Annotated in this window: 16 protein-coding genes and 2 pseudogenes; 7 read left to right on the forward strand and 11 right to left on the reverse strand. The window is 68.8% G+C overall.

Annotated features, from left to right (window positions below; genetic code table 11):
• Positions 1-15 precede the first annotated feature (15 nt).
• From Prum_RS51615 to Prum_RS16840, 5 genes and pseudogenes are all read right to left on the reverse strand, one after another.
• Positions 16-534: a tyrosine-type recombinase/integrase gene (locus Prum_RS51615; RefSeq protein ID WP_246277931.1), complete on the reverse strand. Its 519-nt coding sequence runs from the start codon at positions 532-534 to the stop codon at positions 16-18.
• A 473-nt stretch (positions 535-1007) separates the two neighbouring features.
• Positions 1008-1187: pseudogene (locus tag Prum_RS51620) on the reverse strand (site-specific integrase); the annotation flags it as partial.
• Positions 1188-1641: 454 nt separating this feature from the next.
• Positions 1642-1920: a helix-turn-helix domain-containing protein gene (locus Prum_RS16830; protein WP_246277932.1), complete on the reverse strand. Its 279-nt coding sequence runs from the start codon at positions 1918-1920 to the stop codon at positions 1642-1644.
• A gap of 316 nt (positions 1921-2236) precedes the next feature.
• Positions 2237-3214 (reverse strand): replication-relaxation family protein, encoded by a 978-nt coding sequence (locus Prum_RS16835; protein ID WP_173077415.1) that lies wholly within the window; start codon positions 3212-3214, stop codon positions 2237-2239.
• A 161-nt stretch (positions 3215-3375) separates the two neighbouring features.
• Complete coding sequence (locus Prum_RS16840; protein WP_173077416.1) at positions 3376-4263, reverse strand: replication-relaxation family protein; 888 nt, start codon at positions 4261-4263, stop codon at positions 3376-3378.
• Positions 4264-4975: 712 nt separating this feature from the next.
• Between Prum_RS16840 and Prum_RS16845 the strand changes: the two genes are divergently transcribed.
• The 4 genes from Prum_RS16845 (at position 4976) to Prum_RS16860 (ending at position 9430) form a co-directional block, all read left to right on the forward strand.
• Positions 4976-5725, forward strand: coding sequence for a TnsA-like heteromeric transposase endonuclease subunit (locus tag Prum_RS16845; RefSeq protein WP_173077417.1), 750 nt, complete (start codon positions 4976-4978; stop codon positions 5723-5725).
• Complete coding sequence (locus Prum_RS16850; RefSeq protein ID WP_246277933.1) at positions 5722-7779, forward strand: Mu transposase C-terminal domain-containing protein; 2058 nt, start codon at positions 5722-5724, stop codon at positions 7777-7779. The genes Prum_RS16845 and Prum_RS16850 overlap by 4 nt, the downstream gene beginning before the upstream one ends.
• 206 nt (positions 7780-7985) lie before the next feature.
• Entirely contained in the window at positions 7986-8807 is an 822-nt protein-coding gene (locus Prum_RS16855) for an AAA family ATPase (RefSeq protein ID WP_246277934.1), read from the forward strand.
• Positions 8804-9430: a TniQ family protein gene (locus tag Prum_RS16860; RefSeq protein ID WP_173077419.1), complete on the forward strand. Its 627-nt coding sequence runs from the start codon at positions 8804-8806 to the stop codon at positions 9428-9430. The genes Prum_RS16855 and Prum_RS16860 overlap by 4 nt, the downstream gene beginning before the upstream one ends.
• Before the next feature lie 355 nt (positions 9431-9785).
• Here Prum_RS16860 and Prum_RS16865 read toward each other — a convergent pair whose 3' ends face one another.
• The 3 genes from Prum_RS16865 to Prum_RS16875 all read right to left on the reverse strand — a co-directional run bounded on the left by Prum_RS16865 (position 9786) and on the right by Prum_RS16875 (position 12868).
• Positions 9786-10583 (reverse strand): hypothetical protein, encoded by a 798-nt coding sequence (locus Prum_RS16865; RefSeq protein WP_173077420.1) that lies wholly within the window; start codon positions 10581-10583, stop codon positions 9786-9788.
• Between the two features lie 1206 nt (positions 10584-11789).
• Positions 11790-11996: a DUF397 domain-containing protein gene (locus tag Prum_RS16870; protein ID WP_173077421.1), complete on the reverse strand. Its 207-nt coding sequence runs from the start codon at positions 11994-11996 to the stop codon at positions 11790-11792.
• 11 nt (positions 11997-12007) lie between these two features.
• Complete coding sequence (locus tag Prum_RS16875) at positions 12008-12868, reverse strand: helix-turn-helix domain-containing protein (protein WP_173077422.1); 861 nt, start codon at positions 12866-12868, stop codon at positions 12008-12010.
• A gap of 152 nt (positions 12869-13020) precedes the next feature.
• On the opposite strand from Prum_RS16875, the gene Prum_RS16880 reads away from it, so the two are divergent.
• The 3 genes and pseudogenes from Prum_RS16880 (at position 13021) to Prum_RS16895 (ending at position 15167) form a co-directional block, all read left to right on the forward strand.
• Positions 13021-13890: a DUF5753 domain-containing protein gene (locus Prum_RS16880; RefSeq protein ID WP_173077423.1), complete on the forward strand. Its 870-nt coding sequence runs from the start codon at positions 13021-13023 to the stop codon at positions 13888-13890.
• A 93-nt stretch (positions 13891-13983) separates the two neighbouring features.
• Positions 13984-14852: pseudogene (locus tag Prum_RS51625) on the forward strand (helix-turn-helix domain-containing protein).
• Between the two features lie 42 nt (positions 14853-14894).
• Positions 14895-15167: a hypothetical protein gene (locus tag Prum_RS16895; protein WP_173077426.1), complete on the forward strand. Its 273-nt coding sequence runs from the start codon at positions 14895-14897 to the stop codon at positions 15165-15167.
• Positions 15168-15460: 293 nt separating this feature from the next.
• On the opposite strand, the gene Prum_RS16900 is transcribed toward Prum_RS16895, so the two are convergent.
• The 3 genes from Prum_RS16900 to Prum_RS51635 all read right to left on the reverse strand — a co-directional run bounded on the left by Prum_RS16900 (position 15461) and on the right by Prum_RS51635 (position 16635).
• Positions 15461-15694 carry a winged helix-turn-helix domain-containing protein gene (locus Prum_RS16900; protein WP_246277935.1) on the reverse strand — a complete coding sequence of 78 codons (234 nt, stop codon included), beginning with the start codon at positions 15692-15694 and terminating at the stop codon, positions 15461-15463.
• Between the two features lie 263 nt (positions 15695-15957).
• Positions 15958-16251 carry a hypothetical protein gene (locus Prum_RS51630; RefSeq protein ID WP_246277936.1) on the reverse strand — a complete coding sequence of 98 codons (294 nt, stop codon included), beginning with the start codon at positions 16249-16251 and terminating at the stop codon, positions 15958-15960.
• Between the two features lie 12 nt (positions 16252-16263).
• Entirely contained in the window at positions 16264-16635 is a 372-nt protein-coding gene (locus tag Prum_RS51635; RefSeq protein ID WP_246277937.1) for a hypothetical protein, read from the reverse strand.
• Positions 16636-16947: the final 312 nt, after the last annotated feature.

Below are 16947 nucleotides of genomic sequence, written 5' to 3' on the forward strand. Positions count from 1 at the left end.
GTGCTGCGACGTACGTCAGGCGGTCTTGCGTCGCCGCTGTTTGATCTTGTTGGCGACCGCGTCGGCGGCTTCGTGGTGGAGGCGTTTGACGACGCTGGTGTAGGTGTCGCGGGTGAGTGTGGTGGTGGTGTGGCCGAGTTGTTCGGAGACGACCTTGATGTCGATGCCGGCGTCGAGGGCCATGGTGGCGGCGCCGTGGCGCAGGTCGTGCGGCCGGATGGGTGGCAGCCCGGCCTTGCGCAGCAGTCGGCGGAAGCGTTGGGTTACCAGGTTGGGGTGCCATGCCCGGCCGTCGGGGCGGACGAAGAACAGGCCGGTGTCGGGCCAGTCGGTGCCGGCGGCGAGTTTCCAGGCGGCGCGGCGGGCCTTGTACGCGGTGAGGACCTTGACGGTGTCGTCGTCGAGGACGAGGTCCCGGTTCCCGGCGTCGCTCTTCGGGGTTTCTGTTGGGTGGTCCGGCCGTGGGTGGCGATCTGGTTGTTGATCGTCACCTCTTTCTTGGCCAGCCGGACTTCGGCGTCGAGCAGGCCGCACGCTTCGCCGCGGCGGGGTCCGCGGTAGGCCATGAAGTGGTACATCGGGTGCAGGTCCGGATCATGTTCGGCGGCGTACTCCAGGAACTGGACGAGCAGGTCGTCGGTCCAGACCATGACCGGCCCGGGTACCTGGCCGGTCTGCTGCCATCGGGCGACGCGTTCGGGCTCCCACACGATCGGCCGGGTCCGCCCGCTCGGGGTTTTGACGAGGGTGGCCGGGTTGGTGATCCCGGCGATGAGCTCCTCGGCGAGGGCGTCGTTGATGGCCTTGCGCAGGGTGGCGCGGATGCCATGGCGGGTGGCCGGCCCGGTCAGGCGTACCCCGCGCACGCTGTCGCGGACGTGTAGGTCGTCGCTGGCCTTCGCGGCGCGGATCTCGGCGTTGCGGGCTTCGATCGCGGTGAACATGGCCTTGATGTGGCGGGCCTTGAGCTTGTCCAGACGGATGTCGCCGAGGTGCGGGATGAGGTGGAACCGCACATGCGACTCGTACCCGCGAATCGTGTTCTCGTCGATCTTCAGGCCGGCGAGCCATTCGGTGAGGTAGCCGGCCACGGTCGGCGCCTCGGCCAGGGCGACGTTGGCGCGTAGCCGGGTCCGGATGCTGTCCAGGTCGGGCAGCGGCTGCCGGGCCTTGACGGCGGCCTGCATCAGGTCGGCCACCTCGGTGCGGCGGTCCCGGTCGCGGCCGGCTAGGGCCAACAGTTGGCGGGCGTGGTCGAGTTCGTCGGCGGCGGCGCGGTAGCTGTCGAAGCTGCCGCGGCGTAGCTGCCGCCGAGCGCCGGTGGCGGTGACGGGAAGTTCGAGCTGGTACTGCCACAGGCCGTGGTCGGGGCTCCACGTGCCGTTCGGGCGGCGGAGCTTGGGGCAGGTGTTGCCCGACAGTTTGCGGCTGCTCGGGTCGCGGCAGCCGCAGCGTTTGGAGATGGATCCTTCCGACAACGGGTTTTCTCCTGGTCAAGATGGGGTTTGGCGCCGTCCCGGGTGGGGCAGCGGATTTGTCGATGAACATGAACGCGTGCCTTGCCGAGACCACCAAGTCGCGGTTCACGACGCGTGCGGGTGAGCGGGTCGTTTTGGGGTAGGTCGGCGCGCACCGGGCCGATTACGGAGGTTGGTCGGGTCCGGACTCGAGGCGCAGGGCGGCGATGATGGGCTGGACGGGTACCCGGTACTGGGCGCCCACGCGGATGACCGGGACGGGGAACTGGCCGCGTTTGACCAGTAGGTAGGCGGTGCTCATCGCGAGGCCGAAGATCTGCGCCGCGGTGTGCAGGTTGGTGGACGCGCCGAGGGCACAGATCGCGTCCGGCGTCCAGGTCACCTCGCCGCCCGGTTCGGGACGAGCGGGTCGGCTGGTCCGGCTTCGTCGGTTGTTACTCAACGTGGCTCCTTGCGGTTCTGGTCGATGTTGGTGTCGTCTGGGCGGCGCCGTCGAAGGCGCAGCGGTCGGGCGCCGATGCCGCGGCTGCGGTTCGCGGGGCTTGGCCTCGCGACGCGCGCCGGATGCGCGGGCTCCGGCCCGGCGTGCGTGTGAGGTGCTGCCGGCGTGTCATAGCGGCCGGCGAGCGCCCGAGGCCGCCTCGTCCGGCTCGCTGCCGCCCGGTAGGGCGAGAGGCCGGTACGGCGGGACAACAGGTCATGCCCGTACGGCTCGGGCCTGTCCGCGTTGATGGCGGACAGGCCCGAGCGGGTGGGTGTTACGGCTGCCGGGTGTAGGAGTATTCGCCGTCGACGATGGATTCGTCGCCGGGGCGGTTCGGGTCGTGGATGGGGTGTACGGCGAGGTTCGCCGCGTCGAGGAACAGCGCCTGGTCGTTGGGGTGTTCCAACTGCTCTGTGCGCGGGAACTGGTGCAACGCCACCCGGCCGGTCGCCCCGACCGGCCGCCACGCCTTGTCGGCGGGGTGACCGGCGTCGGGGTGGGTGGTGGCGACGGTCAGCTGGTGCAGGTTGAGCCGCGCCAACTGCCGGTGCAGGGCGGCTTCTCGGTCCGGGTCGGTTGCCCGGTACAGCAGCGTGGCCAGGCCGGTCCGCTCGGCTTTGGGCGGGTAGCGGTGGACCCGGTTCGCCAGGGCCGGGATGGGGGTGTCGCCGGGGTCGGGTTCGAGCCAGAACCCGTGCCGCCCGCCGTGGTGGATGTACTCGCCGTGCCAGGCGGGGTTCCGGTCCGGGGCGAGTACGCCGTGGCAGGTGCGCGGTGACCACCAGGCCCGCAGATCCGTCGCGTCGGTTCTGCGGGCGTGGGTGGCGAGGTCGACGAAGAACTGGTTGAGATCCCACAGCTCGGCAAGGTGCGGATTCGCCCACAGCCGCTGCTGCTGCCGGTAGGTGCGGGCCGGGCTGGGGATCGGATCGGCCGGTGGTGTGGCCATGACCGCGCCGAGCGGGCCGAGGCACCACACCGTCTCGATGGTGTTGGTGCGGGTCGGGCCGATCGAGAAGCGGTCCAGCCAGCCACGGCGGGCAAGGATCCGCAGCCGGCGTTCGGTCCCGGCCGGGTCGGGGTGGAAGCCCAACGCGGTGAGCTGGGCCGTGGTCAGGATCCGGTGCTCGGCGATCATCAGGATCGCCCAGCGATCCCGGCCGGTGGTCCGCCGGAGTTCGTAGAGCGACAGGTCGGCAGGGATCGGTTTGGGTGAGGGGACGGTGAACGGATTCGGGTGGGTGGTCGTCACGACCGGTACCTCCAGATTTGACGCCGCGCTCGCGGCGTAAGGGGTGAAGTGCCGCCCGGCGGCGTCGAATGCCGCCGGGCGGCCGGCGCCCAGACAGGCGCTGCCGCCGCCCGACGTTGCGGGGCGGCGGCAGCGGTTGGCGTGCTGACCTCAGAGGCGGGTCAGCCGGTTTCGGGTTCTTCGTCTTCCAGACCGGGGATGACGGCGAACATCTCGGCGAGGGTGAGCAGGCCGCGGTGCCCGTGCAGCCACCACACCCGGTCAGCCGGGTCCAGCCCGTAAGCGGTGGCGTGGTCGCGGGTGCCGGTGGCCACCGGCAGGTCCGGCAGGTTCAGTTCGGCGATTTCCTGGTGCAGGTGAAGGGCGCGGTCGGTGGCGTGCAGCCAGAACAGCACCGGCCAGGCCGGCCCGCCGCGCACCATCAACGTGTAGTAGCCGGCGAGTTTGCGGGCCAGTTCGGTGATCGGCTCGGTGCCGGTGTCGTACTCCAGGAAGAACGGCAGCTGTTGGCCGTTGGTCTGCCAGATGCCGTGCCCGTCGGGGTGCACCTGGGTCGGCCGGGCCTTCAGGTCGATCGGGTCGTCGCGGCGGGTGAACGCGCCCGGCTGCGCGCATCGGGACTCCGGCCACCACCGCACCAGCGCGTGGCCGGGGTGGGAGCGGGCATAGCCGGCGAGGTCGGTGAAGAACCCGTTGACCCCGAGCCGGTGCTCGATCGTGCGGGTGGAGGTCCACCGCCGGCGGCGGGCGCGGCCGTAGCCGGGCCGGGGTGGCGGTTCGTCGCGTTGCGCGGCAACGATCTCCGCGCCCAACTGGTCGATCACATAGTGGTAGGGAAACGAGCCACCGTCGAGTTTGAACGGCCGGAACCGGTCCACCACACCAATGCTGGTCAGGCGGGTGAGGCGGCGTTGGGCGAAATCCAGAGACGGGAACAGGGCATGCGTGATCTGGAACGTGGTCAGCACACCGTGGTCGTGCAGCCATTCCAGCAGGAGGTGGTCGCGGGCGGTCAGCACGGACTGCGCGCGGAGAACGCGGTCAGGCACAGCGGAGTTCTCAATTCTTTTCGATACGGAAGTTGATGGTGAACATGGAATGCAGGCCCCTATGAGAGAAGACCCGAGAGGTCTTTCTGAGCAGGACGGGAATCTGTCGCAGCCGCCTTGTCCTGCATTGACAGAAGGCAACGAGGTCCGTGTCGGGGGCAGTCTCAAGACCGACCCGGAAAGGGACCACAGCACTGCCGGCCGCACCGCCCCCAACCCGACCGCCACCAGCCGGCACAACCAGCAGTCCGCGGGCTATGCCCGGGGCAACTCCGCGGCAGTGCCGGCGCGCCACCGGTACGGCACACGCTCGCGACGAACCTCGGCAGCCTCGGCACTGCCGCCCACGGCCGCGACAGTGCCGTAAGCGGCGGCATGGTCGTCCGGGACCGCCGGCACTGCACCTGGTACGGACTGGCGCCGCACACGACTGCCGAGCGCCGACGCTGCCGGCGGGCACCTACCTTGCCGCCGACCGTGCCGCGCTGTCGATCGCCGGCCCGCGACCGGTACACCTACCAACCGGGCTTTGTCAGACGTGGCGAACACCCCCCGATCTGACAGGGCTCTGACAACACCGCCAGGGATCTGACAAGGCAGGTGTCCCGTCTCAGTGAATCTGTCCGCGTCCCATTGGGTTTGTCCTCGCTGTCAGATACGTTTCGAGTGATCTGGGCCGGATATTCGGCTTTGGGCGATTTCGGGTGGGGCGATGACGGCTGCGGTTCGGGTTCCTCGGCAGGCGGAGTTCCTGGTCGAGTTTTCTGACAGTGCTGGTCAGCGGCTGTCGGGAGATCTGACAGAGCTGTGGAACGCCCGGTTCGAGGACGCCGCGCCGGTGAGGTCGTTCCCGTCGTTCAAGAAGCAGCGCAACTTCCCGGGCTGGTGGTGGTCGGCGACGGTGGACCGGCTGGTCGGGTTCGAGTCGTGGCTGGAACGCGACCAGCTGATGCAGTTGGACTTCGACGCGGACGTGGTGGGGATGGCATCGCAGCCGATGTGGTTGCGATGGCGGCAGAACAACCGGTGGCGGCGACATGCTCCGGACTACTTCGTCCGGCTGGCCGACGGCGGCGGCGTCGTGATCGATGTCCGCCCGGACGACCGGATCCCGCCGCGTGATGCCGAGGCGTTCACCGCGGCGGCACGGGCGTGTGAGCTGGTCGGCTGGCAGTATCGGCGGGTCGGTGCGCTCGATCTGGTCTGGTCACGCAACCTGCGCTGGCTGTCGAGATACCGGCATCCACGGCATCGCGGCGATGACGACGTCCGGTCAGCGCTGCTGGACGGCTTCCGCGATGGCTTGCCGCTGCGGACCGGCGCGAGTGCCGTCGCGGATCCGCTGGTCAGTCTGCCGGTGCTGTTCCACCTGCTCTGGCGACAGGTCCTGGTCACAGATCTGAACGCGGCCGTTCTGAACTCGGCGACGATCGTGCGACCGGGGCCTGGTGGGCAGCGGTGACCGGCGCGCGTCGGGGCGGGTTCCTGGGATGCGGTGATCGAGTTCGGTTCCGCGGCGACTACTTCACGGTGCTGCGAGTGTCAGGAACGCTGGTGGTGCTCGGCGACGACTCGATGCGGACACCGGAGCAGGCGGTGCGGCTGAGCGAACTGCAGTCGGATCCCGACTTCACGGTGCTGGGCGCCGCGACCTCGGCGCGAGTGCCGGCGTCGTCCTGGCTGGTCGGCCTGCCGAAGGACGTGATGCAGCAGGCCCGCTGGTGGGAACGGCACGTGCTGGAGGTGATACGCGGCGTCGCGGACGACCCGGTGGACGCCGGTCCGAAGCCGCAGTACGACGTGGCGTTGACGACGATGGTGGCCAGGGAGCGGGCTAAGGCCGATGAGTTGACCGCGTCGGGCTATCTGACGTCGGCGCGCACGGTCCGTCGTCAGCGGCAGCGTTACGAGGCGCAAGGGCTGGCCGGTCTGGTCGATGGCCGGCACCGGGCACGGCACCCGTCCACGGCTTCTCGCGCTGATCAGAAGGTGATCGCCGCGCTGCGCGCGGCGATCGACGAGACCGTTGATGCGTCCACGCGGACGGTCAGCTATCTGATCTGGCGCGCCGGGCAGCTGCTGGTCCAGGAACACGGCGATCAGGCGCCGCCGATGCCACCGAGGTCGACGTGCTACCGGCTGGTCGCGCAGTTGTCGGACAAGCACACCACCGGCTCGGCGCGCACCCGGCGATCGTTGGCCGGTCAGCCGGACAAGCCGTTCTCGCATCTGCCGGTCGACGCGCCGGGCGAGGTGGTGCAGATCGACACCACACCGTTGGACGTGTTGGTGCTGCTGCCTAACGGGATCGTCGGCCGGGTGGAACTGACCGGCATGATCGACGTCGCCACGAGGACGGTCACCGCGGCGGTGCTGACACCGACGACCAAAGCGGTCGACGCGTCGGTGTTGCTGGCCAGGTCCGTGACGCCGGAGCCGATGCGGCCGGGCTGGGTCGACGCGCTGCGGATGGCCTACTCGGTGCTGCCGCACCGGCGGCTGCTGGCCGTCGACGAGCGCCTTGAGCACGCGGCGGCCCGGCCGGTGATCATCCCGGACACGATCGTCTGCGACCAGGGCAAGGTGTTCATCTCGAACAATTTCCGCTCGTCCTGCCGGTTCCTGGGCATCAGCTTCCAGCCGACCCATCCCGCGTCCGGGGCGAACAAGCCACACGTCGAGCGGTTGTTCGCCTCTGTCGGCACCCTGTTCGCTCAGTTCGTGTCCGGGTTCGTCGGCCGGTCGGCGGAGCACCGCGGTTTCCGCGTCGATCAGCAGCCGCTCTGGACGATGCTCGAGTTGCAAGCCTTGCTGGACGAGTGGCTCATCGCCGGATGGCAGAACCGGCCGCACGACGGACTGCGTGATCCGCAGACCCCGGGCCGGGCGTTCACCCCGAACGAGAAGTACGCGGCCCTGGTCGAGGCCGCCGGCTACGTCCCGGTCGCCATGACCGCCGACGACTACATCGAGCTGCTCCCGGCGACCTGGCGGCGAGTCAGCGCCGGCGGCCTGAAGATCAACAACCGGACCTACGACTCGGCCGTGCTCAATCCGATCCGCCGCCAGCCGTCCGGGATCGCCAGCCGCCGCGACCTCTGGGAGATCCACTACGACCCTTACGACGTCGCTCACGTCTGGGTCCGTGATCACCGGCCGAACAGTGCGAGCCGATGGCTGCAGGCCACCTGGAAGCACCTGTCCAGGGCCCCGATCCCGTTCGGGGAACTCGCCTGGAACCACGTCCGCGCAGGTCTGGGACCGAAACCCGACGAGACCGCCGTCGCCGACGCCGTCCATCGGCTGCTGGCCAAAGCCAACAACGGTCCGCCACAGCCCGCCCTGTCGGCCCGAGACCGGCGGGTCGCCGCCCGCACCGCGGCCACCAGCGAGAACCGGCCGGTCCCGCGGCAACATCCACCCGCCCCGGAGCCGGACACCGACGAGCCGCAACCGGGCAAGGTGATCCCGCTGCGTGTCTTCGACCCCGCTGAGGAGGCCCGCCGCCCATGGTGACCAACCGCAGAACCCTCGATCCCTGGCGGCGCTGGGCCGCCGACACCGCCGACGAGACCGGCGTCCGTCAGCTGACCACACTCAGCGGCTGGCGCCGGTTCGTTCTCGACGACGCGGTCCCGCCCGACTTACCTGCCGCACCACCGGCGGACGCCACCGGCCGCCGAACCTACGATGAGGCCCGGCTGGCCCACCATTCCCGCCTGGTGGTGATCACGACCTCGGCGATCCGGCAGGTCATCACCCAGGGCCGGCGACTGACCTATATCAACCGGTTCGCCGACTTCGGCCGCGGCGGGCTGATCATCTCCGGACCCGCTCGCACTGGCAAGACCACGGCCCTGACCCAGCTCGGCAAGACCATCGAGCTCGTCCATCACCAGCGGTTCCCGCACGGCCACACCGACATCCCGGCGCTCTACATCACCACACCGCCAGCCGCGACCCATCGCATGATCGCCGTCGAGTTCGCCCGTTTCCTCGGCCTGCCCGTCTTCGGCAAATCCAACATGACCGACATCGTCGAGGCGGTCTGCGGGGTCTGCGTCGATGCCCGCACCAGCCTGGTCTGCGTCGACGAGATCCACAACATCAGCCTCAGCACCCGCTACGGCGCCGAGGCCTCCGACACGCTGAAATACTTCGCCGAACGCATCCCCGCCACGTTCGTTTACGCCGGCATCGACGTCGAACGCGCCGGACTGCTCTCCGGTCCCCGCGGCGAACAGATCGCCGGACGCTTCGGCATGATCCGCACCAGCGCGTTCCCACCCGGCCAGGAGTGGACCGCCCTGCTCGCAGCAGTCGACGACAGCCTCCGCCTGCACCAGCACACCCCAGGAACACTGCCGGGCCTGAACAAATACCTGCACCAACGCACCGGCGGCATGATCGGCAGCCTGCTCCGGCTGATCCGCAGCGCCGCCATCCAAGCCATCCTCGACGGCAGCGAGCAACTCACCAGGCAAAGCCTGCACGACATCAACATCGACACCGCCGCCGACTACGTTCCGGCGCCGAGCTCATGACCAGCCTGCTCGACCCGCCATCCCCGCTGCCGGCGCCACTGCCAATCCCCGTCCGGCCTCGACCACCCGAAACGGTCAACGCCTACATTCGTCGTCTCGCCCGAGCCAACCACCTGCGCCCCAGCCAGCTACGCAGCTACCTATGTCAGCCGCCGCAATACACCGGCTCCGTCCGGGCTCCACGCCTCGCGGCCGCCACTGGACGCACCGTCGAAGCACTCCTGCACACCTTCCCCGACCTCCAAGCCGCACCCCGCCCACGACAGGTCCGCGCCCGCCGGCTGACCCGCGACGCCGCACAGGAGAAGCTGTTCGAAGCCATCCGAGCCGAAGCCCGCACCACCTTCAGCATCCGAACCCTCAGAAAGACGTTCGGCGTCACCAGCCGCACGATCATCAAGGCGCTCGCCCGCGTCGAACAGCCGAGGGCCACCTCGAAGAGCTTCCCCAGCCTCCAACCGTTCCGTCACCACATCGATCCCCTGATCAACAACCCGTCCGTCACCATCTGGTCGATCTGGATGACCCTCGTTGACGAGCACGACGCCGAAGTCTCCTACGGCACCGTCCGCGACTACGTCACCAGACAACGCCGACGCGCGGAATGGGACCAACAACGCTGAGACGAGAAAACAGCAGCCCCACGAGCCAGATCCGATGAGACAACCGCACCACCCATCTCACCGGACCCGTCAGCCGCCGCTCTCCACCTGACCAGCGCGAACCAGATCCGATGAGACGGGACAGCAGGTCAGAGCGGGTGTCGGGCGGACGGCCGCACGGCGTGCGGGGGTACGACGGTCGGCCGCTGTCAGATCCGTTGTCAGATCCCGCGCGTTTGCCAGCGGCTGCGCCCGCATCAGCGGCTGTTTCTGCCAGCAGTTTTCGTGGTGCGGGCGACACGGTGTGGTGATGGCATGGCTCGGGCCCGGCGCGATGGTCCGCGCCGGGCCCGAGGAGGGGAAGGATGCGGGTCGGTCAGGCCGCCGCAGCGGCGGGGCTCACGCGGTGGCACGGCGAGTTGCGGCGGCCTTGCCGGTCCCGGTTCTTGGCGCGCAGGTCGGGGTGCTTGGCCAGCTCGTCGGCGACGGCGTGCTCGATGTCGTCCACGATCAGGTACTCCTGCTGGGCCAGGCTCATCTCCAGGCCGGTCCGCCAAGCGGCGTAACACAGGCTGGCGTGCGGGGCGTCCCGGTCTGGGTCCACGCCGCTGCGCAGACCCTCCAGGAACCCGGTGAGGATCTCCGCGTCGATGTCGGCCGCCTCGCCGCGGTACCCGGCGGCGAGGGTGCCGGCCATGGCGACCAGTGCCGGCACGGCCATCCCGACGGCGGCGATCACCCACTCGGGCTTGCCCTGCCGGGCACGGCGGATCAACTCCCGCCACACAGCGTCACGGGCGGCGTAGGCGCTCGGATGCGCCAGCAGCCAGTCCCGCAGCGCCGGCAACGGCACCTCGCCGCGCAGCACACCAAGATCAACGCCGGAAGATGTCGACGCGCCGGAACTGCCGGCGATTGTGCCGCCATCTGCGGTCCCGGCAGTGCCGGACCCAGAAGTGCCGGCATCGCCGGACCCGGCAATGCCGGGAGTGCCGGACGCGGGAGTGCCGGCGTCTGCCGATACGGCAGTGCCGGGTCCGGTGATGCCGACGGCGGTCAGGGCGGCGCAGTCGAGGGTCAGCGGTGCCGGGTCGACGGTCAGCGCCGCGAACGCCTTGTCGGCGGCCTGCAGCGCGGACGCCGGCCAGTCGTCGCGAAGGTCGGACTCGCTCATGGGGATGGGCTCCAAACCGAAGGGTGGGATGTGCCGCAAGCGCAGCGGTCGGCACCCAGTGCGCCACAGCCGTCTGACAGCGGTCTGACAGAGCAGGTCAACGGCGGTTTTCGCCGTCTGCGCGGGACGCCCGACGAATCTGACAAGACATCGACTGTCAGAAGTGGATATCTGACAGGATATCGACTGTCAGAAATATCATGACTGCGGGAAACCGGCCGTGAGCTGCACTGTCAGACACTCCGCACCCGGCGCAGCGTCCGCCGCGGAGGTGAATGTGGCAGTCGCTACCGAATGGACGCGGCGAATCTGACCGGGCTTCGGGAAGCCCAAGCCGGCCTCACGCGCGACCTGACAACGCGCCCCCGTCAGAGCCACGCACCCAGTGCCCCGGCGATCCGCTGCACCCGGCGCCCGCCGAGCGCCTGGCGCGTCGCCGCTGCCGCCGGACCGAGCGGCGCAGCGACCGGCCCGACCTCCAACGCCACCGGCGTCAGTGTCGGTACAGAGGTGCTCCAACCCGGCGGTATGGGCCGGACTGCCGAACTGCCGGGACAGCGCCGAACTGCCGAAACCGCCACGGCACTGCCGAACTCCACGGCACTGCCGAACTGCCGAAAGTGCCGCGGCGCTGCCAAAGTGCCGAACTGCCGCGGCAGTGCCGAACTGCCGAACGTGCCACGGCACTGCCAAAGTGCCGAACTGCCGCACCGTCCGGCACCATCCCGCCGGCGCATGTCGGCACTGCCGTGGCGCGAGCCGCCACACCCCGTTGGACGCGAACTGCCGAATCCGCCGACACACATCCTCTCCGTACTGCCGGATACGCAGCGTGACCGCCGATCGATGCCGTGAGGGAGCGACCGGCGAGTCTGACAGCGGGACTCGGCGAGGTGCCTGCCGCCGTGCCGCCCGTTCTCGAGGCAGAGATCAGCTTGTCAGACGGCTGTCAGATTGGGAGGTGTTCGCCACGTCTGACAAACCCCGGTTGGTGGATGGAAGGCGAAGCCGCAGAACGGCGGCTACATTCAGCTCGCCCGCTGCCCGATAAAGGCAGAGTGGGCCGCTGCGAACAAAAATCGGTGCGGCCGATCGGCATCGGGCAGGCTGCGGCCGCAGGGCGGTGTCGCCGCAGATCGCGTTCGGTTCGCCGCCACCGATGGGGCTGTTCCACAGATCCTGCCCGAAAGGGCTCGAACCCGGAAGTCAGAAGTCGAACTCTCCGTCCTTCGCGCCGACGATGAACGCGGCCCACTCGTGGCGAGGGAACAGCAGCACGTCGCCGTGGGGGTTCTTGCTGTCGCGGACGGCGATGTCTTCGCCGAGGTCGGCCACCTCAACGCATGCTCCACCGTTACTGTCGCTGCGGCTGGACTTGCGCCACATCGCGCGGGAAGGGTCCAAGGTGGACATGCTCCACTCCGTCAGGTCTCGTGCCGCTCGATCTCCTCAGCGACCCGCAGGATCAGATGCCGGGACTCGACCGGCCCCAAGGCGGCTGCTTGAAGCCGGCTCCATAGCCGAGTGTAGGCCCGCACCGCGTCTGGTCGGTCGAGGTAGACGGCGTCGGTGTAGTCCTCCAGGTAGATCACGTCCGAGGTTGTGTCGTGGCCGAACCGCAGGGTGATGAAGCCGAAGGATGCCGTCTCGTAGGTCTGGGCGTCGAATGGCAGGACCTGTAGGCCGATGTGGGGGCGCTCGCTGATCTCGGCGAGGTGGGTGAGCTGGTCCCGCATTGTGGCTGGGCCGCCGATGTGCCGGCGCAGCGCTGACTCGCTCAGGATGAAGCCGAGTTCGGGCGCATCGGATCGTTCCAGGATCGCCTGGCGTTCCAGGCGGACCCTGACATGGCGGTCCACCTCCTCCACTGCGGATGACGGGGGCGAGGAGGTGATCATGGTTCGGGCGTACGGCTCGATCTGGAGGATGCCGGGTACGACTTCCGGCTGGTACCAGCGGATCTCCGTGGCGTCCGCCTCCAGGTCGACGTACTGGCGAAACCAGTCCGGTACGACGTTGCGGTAGCCGCTCCACCGGCCGCGCTGGCGACCGGTGCGAGCCAGCTCCCGCATCGACTCGGCCTGCTCGCTCGGCACGCCGTAGAAGTCCAGCAACAGGGTGAGGTCGGTGAGCTTGATCCCGCTCTGCCCCAACTCCAGGCGGCTGACCTTGCTCGCGGCCGCGTCGATCCTTTCGGCTGCCTCCTCCTGCGTCTTGCCTGCCTGCTCGCGGGCGTGTTTCAAGGCGATGCCGAGCCGGCGCCGCTGGATCGTCGGGTTAGCCATCGATCGCCTCCATATCGTGCGCCCCGCCCCGCTCAGAGCCGCGGTTGGGGAATGGGTTCCCAATGTAGGAGTCCATGTGTAACCTCATGCATAAGGTTGTACCAGGCCAAGTCGCCGTCCACACCAAGCCGTTGGGGGAGGTGAGCGCCGCAATGCCAGCGAGGAACAGTGGCGCCGTCGTCTCGTTGCGGTCGCGCTTGCTGGGCGAGCGGTTGCGTCGGTTGCGCCAGGAGCGGGGGCTGTCGCTGCGGCACGCAGCGACGCTGGCCGACACCGACCTCGTGCGAGTGCAACGCCATGAGAACGGGCGGCGGGTGTTCACCGTGGGACAGGTCGCTGTGCTGCTGGACGTCTACCAGGTGCACGACCAGACCGTGCGGGACGATCTCATGCGATTGGCCCGGGCCGCAGGCGGGATCTTCGACGGTGAGGGTGCCGACCATCGCGACAGCACGCTCGCGACAGTGTCCATGGCGGACTGCTGGTGGTTGGAGACGCGGGCGGCGCGGATCCGGTGCTACGGCGGCATGCTGCTGCCGGAACCGCTGCAAACACCGGAGTACGCCGCGACGGCGATGGCCGGCCAACGGGCAGTGACCAACTTGGAGGCGGCGCACGCGAGATGGCTGTGCCAGCGTCGGCAGCAGGTCCTCGATGGCCTGTCGGGCGGGCTCCACGCGGTCGTGAGTGAGCAGGCGCTGTACAACCCGGTCGGCGGCCCGGAGGTGCTGCGGCAGCAGGTGAGCCATCTGGCGCAGGTATGCCGATCCCCTCACGTGCAGGTGCAGGTCCTCCCAGGCGAGCCCGGTCACCTGGAAGGCGCGGGCGAACCATTCACCCTGTTCCACCTGCGCCCGCCGTACCCGGATCTGGTTGCCGCCGCCCACCACAGCGACGGTCCGCAACTACATCAGGGCCGGCCGGCCCGGCGGCACGCGGCGATGTTCGACCAGCTCGGGAGCACGGCGTTGAGCCCAGCCGCCTCCATCGAGCTGATCACCATCGCAGCGGACGACATGTAGACCATCGATCGATCAGAAGGGACGCGCAGTCTCATGCCGACCAAACGAGAACAGTTCGTGCAGACGATCCGGTCTCAGCTTCTGGGGTCACGCATGCGTCACCTGCGGGAGGAACGCGGGCAGACGCTCAAGTACATCGCCGCCTACCTCGGGGTGGAGTTCAGCACGCTGGCGAGGTACGAACGGGCCGAGTGGCCGTTCCGCAAGGACCACGTGGAGGCGCTGCTGGATGTCTACGGCGTGTACGACGAGCGGGAACGGGAGGAACTGCTCGGCCTGGCCCGCAACGCGTGGCGAGTCAATCAGTGGGAGCAGGACGAGGGCCACAACAGCGCGACCGCGGCGGTCAACGACCGGGTGTTCATTGACCACTGGTGGGCGCAGAAGCGCGCCCAAGAACTGTGCGTCTACCAGAACATGCTCATCCCCGGCCTGCTCGCGACCCGCGACTACGCCGAGGCCGTCATCCGCCACCACCAAGGCCCCGCGTCCTCCACGCAGTGGATCAATCAGCAGGTACGCCAGGTGATCCAACGCCAGCAGGTTCTGGACGACAAGCCCCGAAACGGCTGACCGTCCTCGTCGAGGAGGCCGCGCTTCGCCGCCCTGTCGGCGGCCGGGCCGTGCTGGTCCAGCAACTGGAACACCTGGTGCGAGAGGTGGAGAGGCCCCACGTCAACATCCGCATCCTGCCCGCGACGACCGGCTGGCATGAAGGCGTCTACGGCCCGTTCACCGTGTGTGTGATGGACCGGCTGTACCCACCGCTGGTGCTGCTGGAACACCTCGGCGGCCGGATGGTCGTCGAGGACAAGCTGGCCGAGCGGTACAGCAACGCCTTCGAGCGCCTCAGCGAGCACGCGCTGGGCGCTACCGCGTCGATGGCACTGATCACCGACCTCGCCAAGCGGCTCGACGCCGGCGAAGACCCCGCCGAACACCAGATCGAGGCGTCGGGTTAATGGACCTCCGCCCGCAGCGACCTCGATCGTGTGGGGGAACAGATGACGACCACATACCTGGCAGGCGCGGCGCTGGAACAGCTGGACCACGCACAAACCGAGGTGGAGCGGCACGTCGCAACCGGCCCCGACGGCCGCTGCCTGGAGTGCACCGAGGAGCAGCCTTGCTCGGCGCTGCGCCGGGCCCACGCCACCTTCAACAGGTACGGGCTGCTGCCGGCGCGCCGGCCCGGTCTGGCAAGCCGCGGCGTAGCCGACCGTGGCGGCTTCAACTGGCTCGATCCCGCAACACCGAGGACGCCAGATGGCCGATAGAGCCTGCACGCCGTGCCAGCCAAGGACGTCAGAACGACAGAGCAGCGCTACCACGTCGCCGTCAATAACCTGGCGACGGTGTTGTGGTCGCAGGGCGCTAGCGCAGAGGGCGCTCAGGGTACTGACCGACTTGGTCGCGGCCGGGATGGAGGGTGCGGGAGACGGCGTACCAAACGAGGAACTGGATGGTCGACCCCTCTCTGCCGGGCGACCTTGGCTGCGCGGATCGCAATCCCTTTGATTGGGAGGCCGCCCCCGGCCATGCCCTGGATGCTCCCAAGCCGGGTAGCGAGTCAGCCCTTCGTCGTGTTCTCACCTTCGACGACGAACACGCCTACGCCGGAGAGGCCTTCGACAAGCCCTTTCGCCTTCAGCCACTGCACCGCATTCCGAACGACCGTAATCGACACGCCGTACTGCGCACGCAGCTCGGCGGTGCTGGGCAGCCGGTCACCCGGCTTGAGCTGCCCAGAAGCGATCTGGGCGCTGATGTCGTCGATGACTTGCTGCGTTTTGGATCTCGCCACGTTTCTGCTCCCTGGTCCGCAACCACAGTGGACCATGTTTCCGAGTTCACCCGCAAGCAAAAGGGCACATCTCGCTGCACCTAGAGGTTGCCTAATGCATAAGGTTGGGCTAGGTTGAACGCGTCGCTCCCTGGTCCGCAGCCCGGGACGACAGGTCGCTGGGCAGCAAACTGTCCATGGCCATGTGAGACCCCGGTCGGCCACGACCCTGTCGGCTGGCCGGGCGTCCACACGCAACGGAGCATGGGCGCCTGCCGCACGATCTACGCGGGCCGGCCGCGGCCTGCGATCGACCGCGCGAGCAAGGTACTCATGCGCGTATGAAACTGGCTGGCCGCGATCAGGAGCACCCAGCCCAGAGGCATGCCGATGAAACAGATCAAGCCACCCAAGCGCGCGTTGGCCGGATAGCGGCCACCCACTCGTGGCTGCCCAGCAAGGGTGATGGTCAAGTAGCCGGCGAAGAACGCCATGGCAGGCAGGCCGCACAGCGACCACACCGCCACCCCGACCGAGGTCTCCGGGGCGAAAGCGAAAAGCGCGGCCTGAGCCAGCAAGCCGACAAAACCTCAAGCGATGTAGACCAACGCGCTTCGCCCGGTCGGCGACATGCCCGGCAGCAGCACCGGCTGTCCAGCGAGTTCCTCAGCACGCCGGGCCTCCGCGTCGGCGGCGTTCGTCGCGTCCGCCGCGCGCTGAAGTGCCTCGCCAACGTCGACGATGCCCGATTGGCCGGCTGCGCCGAAACGCGGCTCGGGCAGCCGCAGCTGGGCGGCGAGGTTCACCAACCGTCCCCGCTGCAGGTCAAGATGCTTGGTGAGCCGGTCGATAACGGCGTGCGCGGCCGCCGTCCGCTCACCCGAGCGCGCCCGGAACTCGACCTCTGCCCGTCGTACGTCCGCCAGTTGGCGCGCCAACGAGGTGTACTCCGGCCAGTTCACGGAAGCCCTCGCTCAACCACTGGCGCGATGGCGGGGCGGACAGCTCGGGCCTGGTACTTCAACTCGATGCCCACGACGCAGGTTTTCTCCATGTACGGCGCATGCCGGCTCGGGTCGACATCTGTCGGCATACGGGCTGAAATGCCCACCCGCGTAGAGTGACCGTGCACAGTTCCCCGTACAGGCTGGGAGGCGGTGCGTCTCCCTCCCGATTGGCCGTCAACGCGTTCCCGCCGTGGGTCTGCCGCCGGTGTCGGTCGCCGCCGCCGATCACGGGCGTCGCGCTTCGCTCGAGATGTGCCACCACTCTTG

Origin of the sequence: Phytohabitans rumicis (assembly GCF_011764445.1) — a bacterium.
Classification (GTDB): domain Bacteria; phylum Actinomycetota; class Actinomycetes; order Mycobacteriales; family Micromonosporaceae; genus Phytohabitans; species Phytohabitans rumicis.